We start from the raw sequence: 14,552 nt of genomic DNA, 5'->3' as shown, positions 1-14,552 counted from the left end.
GAGGAAAAAGAAGGTGGGAGAGAAAGAAGGTGGGAGAGAAAGAAGGTAGGGAAGAGGAGAAGGAGGAGATGGGGGAGAAAAAAGGGAGAGGAGAGGGAGAAAGCAGGAGTCGTTATGCAGGACGGGCCCCGGTCGCCTGTTCGACGAGTGCCATCGCCTCGTCGAAAAGGCAGTCCGTATCGCCATCAGTGCGCGCCTCTGCAGTGACACGGATCAGGGGTTGCGTTCCACTGGCGCGAACGAGGAACCATCCGGTGTCGGTGGCAACACGAACGCCATCTCGGTCGTCGATGTCGTCGTATTTCTCGCGCACGAGCGCGTTGACTCGGTCGAGAACACGGCTTTTGTCGTCCGTCTCGATACTTTCGCGGCGGAGGGGATACGTGTCGATTTCGGCGACGAGGGTTGCGAGCGGCCCGCGTTTCGAGACGAGTTCGGCGAGTTTGCAGGCCGCGAGTGGACCGTCTGGACACGGGGTTTCGTCGCTCCAGACCCACGCTCCGGAGGGTTCACCGCCGAAGACGACATCCGGTTCCGCGCACTTCTCGGCGACGAACACGTCGCCGACACGTGTTCTGACGACGGACGCGCCGACCGTTTCGAGCGCATCGTCGACGGCGAGACTCGTGTTCACCGGCACCGCGATTCGGTCGTCCGCCGACGCCGCTTCGCGGCCGAACAAGGCGAGGAGGGTATCGCCGTCGACGAAGGTCCCGTCTCCGTCGACCGCCATCATCCGGTCTGCGTCGCCGTCGTGGGCGATTCCGAGGTCCGCATCGGTTTCGGCGACATGCGTCCGAAGGTCTCGACACGTCTCGGCGGTCGGTTCGCTCGGCCGGCTAGGGAATCGGCCGTCTCGCTGCCCGTTGAGCGTCGAGACGGTACACCCGAGGTCTGCGAGCACGTCGGCCGTAAGTCGCCCCGTTCCGTTTCCGATATCGACGACGACGGAGGGGCATGCTTCGAGTTGGACACTCGACCGGAGCACCCGCCGGTGGCGGTCGGAAACGGCGGTTCGTCGGTCGGTTCCGACGGTGTCCCATGCCGCGCGCTCGTACGCTTCGTTCCGAACCCGTCGTTCGATTGCCTCGCGTCGCTCGGGACCGAACGCGCGTCCCGCCCGCGTCCACAACTTCACACCGTTGTCCGTAGGAGGGTTGTGTGAGGCGGTTACGACCGCGCTGGCGTCGGCGTCCAACCACTCGGCGGCCCGCGCGACCGTCGGCGTGGGGTTGACGCCGACGCGAATCACGTCGGTTCCGCACTCCTGCAGACCCGCCGTAAGTGCGTGTTCGAGCATGACACCGCTCTCTCGGGCGTCGCGTCCAACGACTACGCGGTCGTATCCCTCACTTCCGAGTGCACGCCCGATTGCGACCGCTAAATCCGCCGTCACGTCTTCACCAACTGTTCCACGAACACCGCTCGTTCCGAACATGCCTCCGCAGAAGGACGCCCCACTAGTTACTATGACATGAGTAAAGGAGAAGAAGTGGAGAGGGAAATCGTCCCAGTCACGTGCAGTGACAGGTTCGGGCTTCCCAGACAACCTCGGTTCTAGGTCGGCACGTACCGGAGGGGGAACGGTGTGTGACGACCCACGTGGACAATTATCAGGTAACTACATTACTATCGGGATGCTAGAATGCCGTTCTCACGGATTTTGGGAGGAGGTAATAGCTCGAAAACGACCGTTTCGAGGCTTAGAGAGACACTTAAGCGGAGCAACAATCTGGGTAGTTCATGTGGTGGTAGGCCGTGTCCTTCAACCATGGATGTACACGAATTGACCGCGATTCAACGCGACTTGCTCTTCGTTGTGAGTGGAATGGACGACTCTTCGGGTCAGGCGATTAAGTCTGAACTCGAAAAGACACAGGGGCGTAGTCTCCTCGCCGGACGAGTGTACACGAATCTCAACGAGTTAGTCGACAGCGGTCTTATCGAGAAGGGAAGTCGAGACGGGCGCACGAACGAATATTCCCTTACGGAGGAAGGACAGAAGGCAGTCCGAAATCGCCGACGGTGGGAAAAGCGCTACGTGAAACAATCTGCCTGACCGCCGTTTCGTGAAAACGGATTGTCAACAGTTGAGCGGAACAATATCAGCCGTTTCGGAGGGAATTCGCTTACTCTGCATATAATAAACACCAGTTGAGCGCAATGCCCTGGCGATGACAGAACGACAGTCAAGCCGACGGCGGTTCCTCCAGTTGACCGGTGCAGCAACGCTTGCGGGACTCGCAGGGTGTTCCAGCAGCGCGTCTGAGGAGACGACCACGACGACTGCGACTGCAACCAAGACGGAGACAAAAACGGCGACGAAGACGGCGACCGCCGCACCCGAAAACCAGATGAAGGGCCCGCGTGAAGGCGACGACCTGCCGAAGGACACGAATCCCTCCGACGGCTACCCGCCGGAGTTCGACACCGTGCCGGAGAAGCGAGAAATCGACACGAGTTCCTACGAGACGCTACGTCGTGAGGTCCACGACGTAACCGTCGAGGTTCCGCTCGTTCCGATTGAAGATGCGTACTACTGGTACGCGCGTGGGGAAGCGCGCTTCGTCGACGCTCGCAGCGAAACCGGCTACGACGTGTCCCACATCTTCGGGTCGGTCCTCAGCCCTGCGCCCGACGGTCGCAAGTTCGACCCCACCGACGACTGGAACAAGGCTGACAGGGTCGTGACGTACTGTCACTGTCCGCACCACCTGTCCTCGCTTCGGGCGGCGATGTTGCTCGCAACTGGCTACGAGGAAGTCTACGCTATCGACGAAGGCTTCCAGTCCTGGCTCGACCGCAACTACCCGCTCGCAGGGACCGATACGAACCGAGACTACACGGTTCGGACAATCGAAGGAAAGACCAATCGGAGCGACGCCGGTGAGACGGCCTGGGCGTTCCACCCGGGAACCGACCAGGTCGAGGCCACCGAGATCAACGCCGACGGCTCGTACACGCTCGAACTAAAGTTCGTGCAGGTCGACGCGCAGAGTACGATTCAAATCGAGACGCCCAGTTACGCCATCCAAGCACCGCTCGGTGAGTTGACGAGCGGGACCGTCACCGCTGAGACTGGGTCGCCAGCGACGGCGACGAAGACGACTTCGACGAGTACGACCACCTCGACGACGAACTCCACGACCAACAACACGACGAGTAGCGAGTCGTACGCGTGGCAGTGGGAGTTCTAAGCGTGCAGTTGCGAGTGCGCACCCGCCGAGTCGCGATGGCTACGTAACTGATGAACACACCCTGCTCTTACTGACGCCCTCCCTTTGCAGACAATCGACGGATTCCGAGACCGGCTGAACCGCCGAGCACCCCGAGGGTCGTCGCAGTGACGACTCCAACGATAGCGGCCCACACCACTCGAAAGAACAGCCCGGGCGTCTTGCCGGTGACGCCGATTCCACCGAGGTGAATCCCGAACCCTGCTGCGAGAGCGAACGTAACTGCCCAGGCCCGCCACAGTCCACCGTCGCCAACGGCGACGAGTGCACTCACGACGACGAGACTACCGGCGAGGTACTCCCACCGAAGAATCCCGACCAATACGTCGGACCGCTGAACTGCGGTGAGGAACGTGGTTGAGCCGAGAAACAACACGACGGCGAGAAATAGTGTTCTCCGTCGCCGCGCCTGGTCCGTGTCGCAAACTGATAGCGACTCCAGCAACGTCATAGTTCACCGAACGTAACTGAATAATGTTACTCTATTGCTAGTTTTTCGGACCGTATTCAATACAGTGCCCCACCGTTCGGGACCGGTTTCTCCGGGATGACGAGGACAGGGTTGTCATCCGCACCGGGGACGCCAACTGTCAGTGCCTCCGATTTGAAGCCCGCAATTCGGACGGACCCCAAGTTCGTCGCACAGAGCACCTGTGACCCGACGAGTTCGTCAACCTCGTGGTGGTGGCCAAGCTGTGCCGCCGATTGGAGCGTCTCGTCACCGAGATCCAACCAGAGTTTGACCATCTTCGGCTTGTTCGCTTCGGGAAACGCCTCTGCTTTCTGTACGGTGGCAACACGAATCGTCACGTCGAACGGGGATTCGACCATACGTGAACTCTACAGCAGGTCTGTTGGTAAGTACCACGGGGGGTTGTTAGACAATATCTCGCATTCTTCGTGACGTAGGTCGTAAGTTGGCCAGGCAAATCGAATCGACCGGACCGGCCATCACAGCGGATTTGACGACGTGAGTGGGGTTGTTTCTTGCTCGACAGTTTCCGTACAGTGTCAAGAAGGGTACCGAGCGGTTCGTCGAACCCCCTGAGGCCACCAGTGGACGAAGTAACTAATCCATATTTCAGACACCCTACAGAGCCACATACAATAGCTATACCCTACAGCTATACTACACAACTATACTCTACGACTACATCATACAGACCGAGTTCGAAGTGCGCCGAGGCAGGGTTCGAGAGACCGCCCTCACGAGTAGCGACGGGTTACCACCCATTACCGATCTCTCGGTCGAGACGACTGGGTGAATCGACCGAGATGGCTACTCGGTTGAACTGCTACCGTTCGAAAGCTGACCGAATGTCCACATGACGGCGAACTATTACGTAACCGATGGCGAGGGACTACACCCGGAAGTGCCGAGATGACCACCGAGTCGAACGTCCCGTTCCGCCCGCAACTCACCGTGTTCGACGTTGTTGGAACCTGCGACATTCCACACCTCCTCACAGCCCTCGAACAGCGAGGGGTACACATCGACGAGAGTGTATAACTATACTACCCGACTATATTCCTCGGCTATACTTCTCGTCTATATAATTCAACGATAGCAACCAGATATACTATACACACATTTCGCACACCGGTTCCGCGCCGAGTACAACTCGGTACCAATCAGCGATACCGTCCAACGATAACCCTCAACAACAGTTTCTCTCTCTACACCATCGAACTATACTCTATGACTATATCTCACAGATATAGCCTACAGCCATATTCACAAACGATCACTCTTGAGCCACGGGTCTAACTACACATCACCTCACCACACCAACCCCGAATAGCCAGCACATTCGACTTCGAGAGGATCGGGGACAGGACGACCATTGTCGTGGGAAACCGCAGAGAGCCACTTAGATGCCTAATTTCCTCACTTCTAGATATACAACTACACCATTCAACTATACCATCCAATTATACCATTCAACTATACTTTGTAGCTATATGCTACACCGGTACTGTAGAGAGAACCAGATGTGAATTGTACTGAAACTGGCGAGAAGTTGCACGCAGAGTCATTAACTAAAGAAGCCCGCGATATACAATAGTTGAGTACTATAGCTGAGGGCTATAACTATATCATATACCCATACATGATAGTCAACTATTGTCGCTATTCCGTCTGACCTAGATTTATATTCATGGTCTTCGCTACTGTTGATATGCTCACGTACGCGCCGGTTTCGGAGGCAGGCGGCGTCGGAAAGACGACGACCGCTGCGACGCTCGCGGCGAGCCACGCGCGCGCCGGACACGACGTTCTCGTAATCGACATGGACACACAAAACGGGAGTCTCACCTACTTCTTCGGTCCCGACTACGACCGAGGCGACCCGAACGTCGATAATCTTGTCCGGCACCTCGTCGGTCGGCCAAAAGGCGACTTCCACGACCTGACTATCGAAGTAGAACATGGAATCGACCTGATTCCGTCGCACAACATGCTCGAAGACCTCCACGAGTTCCTGCTCAACGAAAAGCAGCAAGCCGAGAACTTCGGGGAGTCCTACAGTATGTACCACCAACTCCACCGCGTCCTCCGAGAGGCGAACGTCCGCGACGAGTACGATGTCGTCATTGTCGACTCCGCCGGGAAGGCAGGCCCGATTCTCTACAACGCGCTCGTCGCCGTTCGAAACGTGGTCATCCCGTTCGAGGCGACTGCGAAAGGACAGGAGTCTATCGAAGGACTCGATGACCTCGTCGACGGGCTGGAACAGAGCATCAACGTCGACGTGGGTGTGCTGTCCGTCGTCCCTATCGGGTACAGAGACACGCGGGACCAACGGGAAATCCTCGGCGAACTCCGCGAGAGTGGGTTCCCAGTTCCGGTCGTCGTCGGCGAACGCGGGTCACTGATGGAAGGCTGCTGGAAGCAGCAGTGTAGCCCCTTCACGTACGTCGAAGAGCACCGCGATAGAAAGCGTGACTACGAACTCGAAACACTCGACCAGTTCGACGAACTCGCGCGGCACCTCGAACGAGAGGCGGAGCTTGACGCACCCGAGGTGACTGCGTAATGGGACTCAAGTCAGGCTCTCGGGACGCCGGTCTCGACGACTCGGGCGAGGAAGAGTTACCCGAGGAAGAACGAGAGGCCGCACAACCGGAAGACGTGAACACAGAGGATGCGAGTACCGAAGACGCATCCGCGACCTCGACCACCGCGGAACCTACCGAATCGGACTCGCACGAGGACCCCGATTCCGAGGCGGCGGCCGAGTCAGAATCGGAGTCGCAGCGCCCGACGATGGATTCGATTCCGTACAAACTCCGCCGCAACAAGGTAAACGAAGGTCGAGAACAGGTGCCGTACTTCCTTCGAGAGGAGGTTATCGAAGGGGAAGCCGAACTCCAGGATACGCTCGAAGAACTCCTCGGAGAGAACGTGTACAAATCCGATTACCGTGAGGCCGCGATGATCGTCGCGCAGCGAAATCCGGAGTTGATCGCTGGCGTGCTCCGAGAGTGGGGCTACGACCTCGATACTGTCTAGCTGGGCTGACTACCCGTACTCACGGATGCTCGAGAAGAGCAACCACTCGAAACGAACTGAGCATCCGCTATAGTCAGTATATGTTTCAAAAATAGAATAAAGTAGTGCCTCAAGGATATCTTATACCAGAATGGACAACTCACGAAGACTTCTCTTGCGTGACTTTCTCCTTGGGGCGTCAGGCATGTGGATACCCTCTCAATTCATCCTCTTCGACATGCCGTTCGACATCTCTTTCGTTCACCTACTGATTGCAGGGTTCATCGCTGGTGGATGTGCTTGGTTCCAGTACCTATCTGAACACCAAGCCTTTCCCTCTCGACTGTACGATGTCCGAGACTACATGCGGGAAAATCCCCTTCAGACAGCCCTGTTCGCTGCAAGTGGGATCACTGCCCTCTGTCTCCCACTGACACTGTCTTCATCAGTCGTTGGATTCTACTATGCCGGATTTATCGGTATGTATCTCGGGTTCCTTGGCTATCGCTTCGTATTCGGAGTGCTCCGTCCGGTCCCCGAAGGAGCCCTCAACCGAATCTAAGAGCTGTTCCACACGTATCGACAATGAGGCGTAAACAGTGCTGAACAGCACCTACGTAAATCGGTACGCCACCAGCACAAGATTTTCACACCCGACATGATAATTAAGCTACATGCCTTCTCACAGGTCAGTCTGTCTTGAGGAGATGGTATGGCCAGAGGTCGAATCAGCCGTGGAAAACGGAACGCGGACGGCAATCGTAGCCGTCGGTTCGATCGAACAGCATGGTCCACACCTGCCGTTGAATATGGATACATTGGATGGTGACGAGCTCTCGCGCCGAATCGCGGTAGAGTTGGGGGATGCCCTCGCCGCACCGACGATTCGCCCCGGGTGTTCAGGCCATCACATGGAGTTCCCGGGTACCATCACGATTCCAGCCGAGACGTTGATGGACGTAATCCGTTCGTACTGCCGGTCTCTCGATGACCACGGGTTCGAATACATTGTTCTCGTCCCGACCCACGGCGGGAACTTTGGCCCGGTCAAGACCGTTGCCCCCGAGATTGCCCGTGAAATCGAGGCCGCAGTGATTTCGCTCGCCGATCTCGACACACACATGCAGTTGCTGAACGAGGGGCTCAGCGAGGCCGGAATCGAGTACGAACAAGACGTGATTCACGCCGGAGCCGCTGAGACGGCGATGGTGCTGGCAATCGACGAGAATCTCGTCAAGACAGAGAAAATCGAACGTGGACCCGAAGGCGAGATTTCGCCTGCCCGTCTGCTCAGCGAGGGATTCAAATCGATCACGGAAAATGGCGTCCTCGGAAATCCGAATGAGGCGACGGCTGAGGCCGGAGAAACGATTTTCCAGAACGTCGTAGAGGCGTACGTCGAGCACATCAAGACCGAGCGCAGTGCCGTCTGAATGAAAGAACCCAGTTTCAAATACAGCGGTGTGTCGCTCAACACCCGTGCGTGGAATGAGAGCCGACCGTGAGAGGTGACCCACAGTGCCACAATCACTACCACCTCCGAGACTGAAGTAGACAGTGATGTCGGGAAAGTATGAGAACCTTATCGAGCGACTGTACGAAGACGTTTGGAACGAAGGGAATCTCGATACCGCGGACGAACTCGTCCACGACGACTACACGATTCACGACCGTGACCTCGCAGCAGAACTCGACGGACCTGAGTTCTACAAGGCGCTCGCAACTGGAACCCGCGTCGTCTTTCCCGACGCGGAGTTTACAATTGAGGATATCTTCGTTTCGGGCCAGAAAGTCGCAGTGCGGTGGGAGATGACTGGAACACACAAAGGAGAGATGCTCGGCATCGAACCGACGGGAGTGGAAGCCACACTGTCGGCAATCGAGATAAACCGCTTCGAGGACGAGAAACTCATCGAGACGTGGACCCAAAGCGATGAACTCGGATTGATGGAACAGCTCAATTCGTTGGGAGCGAAGTGACGCGGCAGTGAGGTTGACTGCGCGGTGGCCACGAACCAACGAGTTAGCATATCGGCACCGAAATTCGTATCCGCACGTTTTTTCTCCCGGTTCGGTCTGTGCTGAGGCATGGGTTCTGACGACTCGTCGTCCCGACAGGGTGGCCGAGCAGCGCGCTACTTTCGCCACTCGGTCGAAAGGCGGTGGAATCCGCACACTATCGACTTATCATCCGACGTAGCCGCCGTCGATGAACTAAGTAGGCGAGAGTTCACCCGGCTTCGCGGGATGGTTGCGCTCTTCGGCGCTGGCGAGGAGGCGGTGACGAAAGACCTCGCACCGCTGGCAATCGCGCTGGACGACAAACGCGATTTGCAGTTCGTCGCCAGTCACCTCAACGACGAGGCGATTCACGCGGCGTTTTTCGAGCGATATTGGCGAGAGGTCATCAACGCCTCCGAAAAATCCCGCGGTCTCGAACAGTCGGACCCGACCGCTGAGCGGTGGTTTTCACCCGAATACGAGGAGTTGTTCGCCCGAACCGAATCAGCGATGCAGCGCCTGCTCGAAGCGGATACCCCCGCAAACCGCGCGCACGCGTACTGTCACTACCACGTGACCATCGAGGGAATCCTGGGCCAATCGGGGTTCTACTGTGCGCTCGAAACGTTCGACGGGGGGAGCAAGGACTTCCCGACGCTCCCAGGCCTCGTCGAGGGGTTTTCTAACATTCGGCGGGACGAAGGCCGACACGTCGGCTTCGGGGTGTCGAAACTAAAGCGACTCCTCGACGAGGACGGAGTTTCATTCGAGAGCGTTCGAACGACGGTTCACGACCTGTCGGGCCTCGTCGAACCGATTGTCGAACTGATGGGGTGGAAGAGAGGTCCCGGACCGAACACGGCCGATATCGTCAGCTACGCCGCGGACAAGCGCGACGAACGGGTGGACCAACTTCGGTCAGAAGTAGTCCAGGGGATAGAGAAATGAGAGCGATACGAGTCACCGACAACGGCAACCCGGAAGTACTGGAAGTCAAGCACGTGCCGAGGCCTGAACCGGCGAACGGAGAAGTTCGAATCGACGTGCGGGCGGCCGGTGTGAACTTCGCCGACATCGAAAAACGCCGTGGGAGATACCCCGACGGTCCGACGCCACCCTACGTACCGGGTCTCGAAGTGACGGGCGTCATCGACGCCGTCGGGCCGGGCGTCGACCACTCAGTCGGCGAGCGTGTCATTGCACTCGTTTCCAGCGGTGGGTACGCAGAGAAGGCCATTGCACCGGAAGACCGCGTCTTCTCGATACCAGACGGCCTGTCGTGGGAGGAGGCCGCCGGAATCCCTGTGCAGTTCCTCACCGCACACAACGCCCTCCACGAGTGGGGCGAACTTGGCGACGGAGAACGCGTCCTCGTCCACGCCGCGGCCGGTGGCGTCGGGTCGGCCGCTGTCCAACTCGCCGCCGTCGCGGGGGCCGAAGTGTTTGCGACTGCCAGCACAGACTCGAAGTTGCAACTCGCCACCGACCTCGGTGCCGACCACGCCATCGACTATACGACTGCCGACGTGGCCGACGAGGTAGAGTCGCTGACCGACGGCGAAGGCGTCGACCTCGTGTTAGACGGCGTCGGTGGGGCCGCATTCTCGGCGAGTCTGGACTGTCTAGCGGCCGGTGGGCGAATCGTCTCCTACGGTATGGCCAGTGGGTCGATACCAACGGTGGCGACCCCAAGGCTCTTCTTCGAGAATCAGTCGGTCGTCGGCTACCACCTCGAACACGCGCTGGACCACGAACCGGACCGGGTTCGGGCGGCCGTCCTACCGCTGATGGAGTTGCTGTCGGACGGCGCGATTCACGTCGAAGTCGGGCGGACCTTCTCACTCGAAGATGCTGCGGTCGCACACGAGTTCATCGAGGATCGAAAGAGCACGGGGAAAGTCGTGCTCGTGCCGTAATCGGACGCTGACAGCTATTTGGACTCGACCTGTCTTCCTGCTGAAACGAGAACCGACGAAAGCGGAGGCATTTTACTCCCGTACACAGACGGCTAACTCAGTTATGCCCACCGACGAGCACGTGGCAAGTCACGTAGAGGAGATCATCGCCGACCGCCTTCGAGTCGACCAGTCCGAGTTCGACGCCTCGACGGAGTTTGAAGGCGAGACGCTGGACGCGGAGTCGCTCGACCTCGTCGAAGTTGCGGAAGCCGTCGAAGCTGATCTCGGAGTCCACGTCCCGGACGACGACCTCGCAACCCTCGACACCGTGGGCGAGTTCACCGACTACGTCCTCGCAAACCGCGACTAAACGAGTGACCCGAACTGTCGTCGTCACCGGTATCGGCGCGGTCACGGCCATTGGTGAGACCGCTTCGGAGACGTGGGGTGCAGCCTGCCGGGAAGACAGCGGTGCCGACCGAATATCGCGGTTCGACACGGATTCGGCTGCCGTACGCTCGACGATTGCCTGCGAGGTGAACCGTCCCCTCGCGGACCATCCACTCGTCGACGAGCGACAGATGGGCCGATACGCACAACTCGCCGTTGTTGCGGCCGAAGAGGCTATCGAAGACGCAGGGTTCTCGCCGGACGACCCATCGTGGGACCCACCCCGTGTCGGAACCTCGATTGCATCGGCGCTCGGGGGGCTCTCCGAGACCGAATCAACCGCGGGCGAACGGCCATCGACGCGATTTCTCGTCACGGCGCTTTCGAACCTCGCGGCGGGCCACGTCAGCATGGCCTTCGACGCTCGCGGACCGAACCGCGCTCCGGCGACGGCCTGCGCGGCAGGGTCGCACGCGATAGCCGACGCCGTGTCCGACATCCGCGACGGGCGCGCAGACGTTGTCATCGCGGGCGGGACGGAAGCACCCATTTCCCCGCTCGGGGTCGGAGGATTCGACTCGATGCGAGCGCTCAGCACGCGAAACGGTGACCCTGCTGTGGCGAGTCGCCCGTTCGACGCCGACCGCGACGGGTTCGTCATCGGGGAGGGAAGCGGCGTCCTCGTCCTCGAATCGCGCGAACACGCCGAACAGCGGGGCGCAACAGTCTACGCCGAGGTCGCGGGATACGGACTCACCGGGGACGCACACCACCCGACGAGACCGGCGGAGGAGGGGCGAGGGCTACAACGCTGTCTCCACCGCGCCCTTGACGATGCGGGTATGGAGTCGTCCGATGTGGACTTCATCAGTGCCCACGGAACGAGTACGCCCACCGGCGACGCGTTCGAAGCCGACGCGCTCCGTGCGGTGTTCGACGACTGTCCGCCCGTCACGAGCGTCAAGGGCGTCCTCGGACACACGCTGGGCGCTGCTGGCGCAATCGAGGGCGTTCTCGCCGCAAAATCACTGGATAGCGGGACAATCCCCCCGACTGCGAACTACCAGACACCCGACCCCGAGTGCTCGATTCCCGTGGTTTCGGAGGCCCGCGACGAGGATATCGACATCGTCGTGAGCAACTCGGCCGGGTTCGGTGGCACGAACGGGGTACTCGTGTTCAGGCACGCGTGATTCGACGATGACCAGACGTGAGCATGATAACCAGACACGTATTCGTGACGGCCGGACACGCGAACGTGATGACCAGACATGCGAGCATGCCATGACCGGAACCGAACGCGCCTCGAAGTGGACGGTGGACGAGCGCACCGCACCCGTCGTGCTTTCCGGGGCGGACGTGGTGTCCATCAGTCGTATTCAGGAGTTACTCGACGAGTTCGGAGCGTCGTTCAAGCGCCGAGTGTTCACCGAGTCCGAACGGTCGTACTGCGACGCCCAACCGCACCCGTCGCAGCACTACGCGGCGAGGTGGGCGGCAAAAGAGGCGTTTCTGAAGACGCTCGACCACGCTCGCCCCCCCGTATGTCTCGATACGATAGGCGTCGAGCGCCGACCGTCAGGGCCGACGCTATCCCTCACCGGTGACGCCGAATCCGTGCTTTCCGAGGCGCTCTCGGCACGAGGAACGTCCCTCAGCGACGCCACCGTTTCGGTGAGTCTCAGCCACGACCGCCGCGCAGACTGTGCATTCGCGACTGCCGTCGTCGCTGCCGATGCAGCGGTGAGCGACGGTGAGGAGTGAAGAGAGCAGCGGTGAGGAGTCGACGAGCGACCCTCGGTGATTCCAGTAGAGCCATAACACCCAATCGAGAGGTGGCAAACGCTACCCATGGAGAAGACGGCATTCGTATTTCCGGGGCAGGGAAGCCAACATCCCGGGATGGGGCGGGCGTTCTACGAGACGTGGCCCGAGACGCGGGCACAGTTCGCCGCGTTGGACGAAGCGCTCGAAGTGTCGGTGACAGACCTCTGTTTCCGAGCGTCCGAAGACGACCTGAAGCAACCACAGAACACCCAACCGGCGATGTTCGCCGCCGGTGCGGCGACGTACGCTGGCGTCGTGGAGCGATATGATGTCACGCCGGCATTTCTCGCCGGACATAGCCTCGGGCAGTTTACTGCGCAAGCGGCCGCACAGATGGCCCCAGCGTCAGAGATTGGAACCATCGTCCGTCGCCGCGGTGAGTGCATGCAACGGGTCGGTTCCAACGCGGGAGAGAGCACGATGGTCGCAGTGCTTCTGGCCGACCCCGATGTGGTTGAATCGGCCTGCGCCGAGCACGACGATGTCGGCGTCGCCCTGTACAACACGCCCCGCCAGACGGTCATCAGCGGGAAGAAAGACCCGGTGGATGCAGTCCGTGCCGACATCGAGGCACAGTGTACCGCGCGGTTCCGAGAACTCGATGTGGGGGCAGCGTTTCACTCGCCGGTCATGGAACCCGCCGTCGACCCGATTACCCGCGTGATGCGCAACGCCCAACTCTCGGAGGCGGAGATACCCATCGTCTCCGACGTGTCGACGGAGGTGTACACTGACCCGGACGTGGGCCTTCGAGACCTCTCCAGACAGATAACGTCGCCCGTCGATTGGGTCGGCGTGGTCGAAGAACTACGGCGACAGGGTGTCGAGCGGTACGTCGAATTCCCACCCGCGGGGACGCTGACGGGGCTCATCGAACGGATTCACGAGGAGGCAACCTGCATCACGCTCGATAGCCCCGCCGACGCCGAAGAGGTGTTCGGAGACGCATGACCGACTTCACTGGAGATATCGCCGTCGTCACCGGCGGAACGAAAGGAATTGGTCTCGCAGTCGCAGAGCAGTTGGCTTCGAAGGGTGCGACGACCATCGCCACGTACCACGCAGACGAAGAGGCGGCGGAAGAGGCCGAAGCGCGTCTCGACACATATGACGCCAAGACGGCCGTAAAGCAGTTTGACGTGTCCGACTACGACGCCGTCTCCCGCGAAATCGACGAGATTGTCGACGAGTTCGGCGCACCGACGGTGCTCGTGAACAACGCCGGGATTCTTCGCAACGGACTGCTCGTTCGAATGGACCCCGAGGAGTGGCAGCGCGTCATCGACACTAACCTGAACGGGGTGTTCTACTGCACGCGAGAGGTCGCTCGCCAGATGCTTCGCCACGGTGGTGGCCGAATCGTGAACGTCGCGAGCATCGCCGGGTTGACCGGGTGGAGCGGGCAAGCGAACTACGCCGCGAGCAAGGCGGGCGTCATCGGGTTTACGCGCGCGGTTGCAGCGGAACTCAGGTCGAAATCCATCCGGGTGAACGCCGTCGCACCCGGGTTTACGGACACCGACCTGCTCGAAGAGAACTACACCACGGGCGACCAACAGTTGGTCGAAGAGCAGACGACGACCGGTGAACCGGCGACGCCCGAAGAGGTGGCCAACGCCATCGTGTTCCTCGCGAGCACGGATTCGTCCTACGTCAACGGCGAAGTACTCCGAATCGATGGCGGTCTGCTGAGCTAAGGTACCGACG

17 protein-coding genes are annotated in these 14,552 nt (G+C 59.8%); 14 read left to right on the top strand and 3 right to left on the bottom strand.

The genetic code is table 11. The features are described from left to right. Positions 1–112: 112 nt before the first annotated feature. Positions 113–1,438, bottom strand: coding sequence for a phosphoglucosamine mutase (gene glmM, locus ACH9L7_RS18055; RefSeq protein WP_396613779.1), 1,326 nt, complete (start codon positions 1,436–1,438; stop codon positions 113–115). A 333-nt stretch (positions 1,439–1,771) separates the two neighbouring features. Here glmM and ACH9L7_RS18050 point away from each other — a divergent pair, with 333 nt between their 5' ends. Continuing rightward, on the top strand, positions 1,772–2,059 hold the full coding sequence (locus tag ACH9L7_RS18050; protein WP_396613778.1) for a PadR family transcriptional regulator: 288 nt from the start codon (positions 1,772–1,774) through the stop codon (positions 2,057–2,059). Positions 2,060–2,174: 115 nt separating this feature from the next. Beyond that, positions 2,175–3,197, top strand: coding sequence for a rhodanese-like domain-containing protein (locus tag ACH9L7_RS18045; RefSeq protein ID WP_396613777.1), 1,023 nt, complete (start codon positions 2,175–2,177; stop codon positions 3,195–3,197). Positions 3,198–3,264: 67 nt separating this feature from the next. Here ACH9L7_RS18045 and ACH9L7_RS18040 read toward each other — a convergent pair whose 3' ends face one another. Both ACH9L7_RS18040 and ACH9L7_RS18035 read right to left on the bottom strand, forming a co-directional pair. Continuing rightward, positions 3,265–3,687 (bottom strand): hypothetical protein, encoded by a 423-nt coding sequence (locus ACH9L7_RS18040; RefSeq protein ID WP_396613776.1) that lies wholly within the window; start codon positions 3,685–3,687, stop codon positions 3,265–3,267. A gap of 56 nt (positions 3,688–3,743) precedes the next feature. Beyond that, positions 3,744–4,067 carry a tRNA-binding protein gene (locus ACH9L7_RS18035; RefSeq protein ID WP_396613775.1) on the bottom strand — a complete coding sequence of 108 codons (324 nt, stop codon included), beginning with the start codon at positions 4,065–4,067 and terminating at the stop codon, positions 3,744–3,746. Positions 4,068–4,617: 550 nt separating this feature from the next. Here ACH9L7_RS18035 and ACH9L7_RS18030 point away from each other — a divergent pair. From ACH9L7_RS18030 to fabG, 12 genes are all read left to right on the top strand, one after another. Next, the gene (locus ACH9L7_RS18030; protein ID WP_396613774.1) at positions 4,618–4,746 is read left to right on the top strand and encodes a hypothetical protein; all 129 of its coding nucleotides are present in this window, start codon (positions 4,618–4,620) and stop codon (positions 4,744–4,746) included. A gap of 670 nt (positions 4,747–5,416) precedes the next feature. After that, positions 5,417–6,274 (top strand): ParA family protein, encoded by an 858-nt coding sequence (locus ACH9L7_RS18025; protein ID WP_396613773.1) that lies wholly within the window; start codon positions 5,417–5,419, stop codon positions 6,272–6,274. Next, a complete protein-coding gene (locus tag ACH9L7_RS18020) occupies positions 6,274–6,750 on the top strand; it encodes a hypothetical protein (RefSeq protein ID WP_396613772.1) in 477 nt (158 codons plus the stop codon). The genes ACH9L7_RS18025 and ACH9L7_RS18020 overlap by 1 nt, the downstream gene beginning before the upstream one ends. Positions 6,751–7,403: 653 nt before the next feature. Then, the gene (locus ACH9L7_RS18015) at positions 7,404–8,162 is read left to right on the top strand and encodes a creatininase family protein (protein ID WP_396613771.1); all 759 of its coding nucleotides are present in this window, start codon (positions 7,404–7,406) and stop codon (positions 8,160–8,162) included. A gap of 127 nt (positions 8,163–8,289) precedes the next feature. Then, a complete protein-coding gene (locus ACH9L7_RS18010; protein WP_396613770.1) occupies positions 8,290–8,709 on the top strand; it encodes an ester cyclase in 420 nt (139 codons plus the stop codon). A 108-nt stretch (positions 8,710–8,817) separates the two neighbouring features. Beyond that, on the top strand, positions 8,818–9,678 hold the full coding sequence (locus ACH9L7_RS18005; RefSeq protein WP_396613769.1) for a ribonucleotide-diphosphate reductase subunit beta: 861 nt from the start codon (positions 8,818–8,820) through the stop codon (positions 9,676–9,678). After that, the gene (locus tag ACH9L7_RS18000) at positions 9,675–10,646 is read left to right on the top strand and encodes a zinc-binding alcohol dehydrogenase family protein (RefSeq protein WP_396613768.1); all 972 of its coding nucleotides are present in this window, start codon (positions 9,675–9,677) and stop codon (positions 10,644–10,646) included. Before ACH9L7_RS18005 ends, ACH9L7_RS18000 begins: the two co-directional genes overlap by 4 nt. Before the next feature lie 121 nt (positions 10,647–10,767). After that, positions 10,768–10,998, top strand: coding sequence for an acyl carrier protein (locus tag ACH9L7_RS17995; protein WP_396613767.1), 231 nt, complete (start codon positions 10,768–10,770; stop codon positions 10,996–10,998). A 4-nt stretch (positions 10,999–11,002) separates the two neighbouring features. Continuing rightward, a complete protein-coding gene (locus tag ACH9L7_RS17990) occupies positions 11,003–12,211 on the top strand; it encodes a beta-ketoacyl-[acyl-carrier-protein] synthase family protein (RefSeq protein ID WP_396613766.1) in 1,209 nt (402 codons plus the stop codon). Between the two features lie 91 nt (positions 12,212–12,302). After that, the gene (locus ACH9L7_RS17985) at positions 12,303–12,782 is read left to right on the top strand and encodes a holo-ACP synthase (protein ID WP_396613765.1); all 480 of its coding nucleotides are present in this window, start codon (positions 12,303–12,305) and stop codon (positions 12,780–12,782) included. A gap of 87 nt (positions 12,783–12,869) precedes the next feature. Next, on the top strand, positions 12,870–13,796 hold the full coding sequence (locus tag ACH9L7_RS17980; protein ID WP_396613764.1) for an ACP S-malonyltransferase: 927 nt from the start codon (positions 12,870–12,872) through the stop codon (positions 13,794–13,796). Next, positions 13,793–14,542, top strand: coding sequence for a 3-oxoacyl-ACP reductase FabG (gene fabG, locus ACH9L7_RS17975; RefSeq protein ID WP_396613763.1), 750 nt, complete (start codon positions 13,793–13,795; stop codon positions 14,540–14,542). Before ACH9L7_RS17980 ends, fabG begins: the two co-directional genes overlap by 4 nt. The last annotated feature ends 10 nt before the right edge of the window (positions 14,543–14,552 follow it).

This window comes from Haloferax sp. S1W (assembly GCF_044593955.1).
Classification (GTDB): Archaea; Halobacteriota; Halobacteria; order Halobacteriales; family Haloferacaceae; genus Haloferax.
This window is presented reverse-complemented; position numbering and strand designations above follow the sequence as displayed.

What these genes read in the sequence shown, in the direction of transcription:
- glmM (WP_396613779.1), bottom strand. Translation starts at nt 1,438, where the DNA reads ATGTTCGGAACGAGCGGTGTTCGTGGAACAGTTGGTGAAGACGTGACG.
- ACH9L7_RS18050 (WP_396613778.1), top strand. Translation starts at nt 1,772, where the DNA reads ATGGATGTACACGAATTGACCGCGATTCAACGCGACTTGCTCTTCGTT.
- ACH9L7_RS18045 (WP_396613777.1), top strand. Translation starts at nt 2,175, where the DNA reads ATGACAGAACGACAGTCAAGCCGACGGCGGTTCCTCCAGTTGACCGGT.
- ACH9L7_RS18040 (WP_396613776.1), bottom strand. Translation starts at nt 3,687, where the DNA reads ATGACGTTGCTGGAGTCGCTATCAGTTTGCGACACGGACCAGGCGCGG.
- ACH9L7_RS18035 (WP_396613775.1), bottom strand. Translation starts at nt 4,067, where the DNA reads ATGGTCGAATCCCCGTTCGACGTGACGATTCGTGTTGCCACCGTACAG.
- ACH9L7_RS18030 (WP_396613774.1), top strand. Translation starts at nt 4,618, where the DNA reads ATGACCACCGAGTCGAACGTCCCGTTCCGCCCGCAACTCACCGTGTTC.
- ACH9L7_RS18025 (WP_396613773.1), top strand. Translation starts at nt 5,417, where the DNA reads ATGCTCACGTACGCGCCGGTTTCGGAGGCAGGCGGCGTCGGAAAGACG.
- ACH9L7_RS18020 (WP_396613772.1), top strand. Translation starts at nt 6,274, where the DNA reads ATGGGACTCAAGTCAGGCTCTCGGGACGCCGGTCTCGACGACTCGGGC.
- ACH9L7_RS18015 (WP_396613771.1), top strand. Translation starts at nt 7,404, where the DNA reads ATGCCTTCTCACAGGTCAGTCTGTCTTGAGGAGATGGTATGGCCAGAG.
- ACH9L7_RS18010 (WP_396613770.1), top strand. Translation starts at nt 8,290, where the DNA reads ATGTCGGGAAAGTATGAGAACCTTATCGAGCGACTGTACGAAGACGTT.
- ACH9L7_RS18005 (WP_396613769.1), top strand. Translation starts at nt 8,818, where the DNA reads ATGGGTTCTGACGACTCGTCGTCCCGACAGGGTGGCCGAGCAGCGCGC.
- ACH9L7_RS18000 (WP_396613768.1), top strand. Translation starts at nt 9,675, where the DNA reads ATGAGAGCGATACGAGTCACCGACAACGGCAACCCGGAAGTACTGGAA.
- ACH9L7_RS17985 (WP_396613765.1), top strand. Translation starts at nt 12,303, where the DNA reads ATGACCGGAACCGAACGCGCCTCGAAGTGGACGGTGGACGAGCGCACC.
- ACH9L7_RS17980 (WP_396613764.1), top strand. Translation starts at nt 12,870, where the DNA reads ATGGAGAAGACGGCATTCGTATTTCCGGGGCAGGGAAGCCAACATCCC.
- fabG (WP_396613763.1), top strand. Translation starts at nt 13,793, where the DNA reads ATGACCGACTTCACTGGAGATATCGCCGTCGTCACCGGCGGAACGAAA.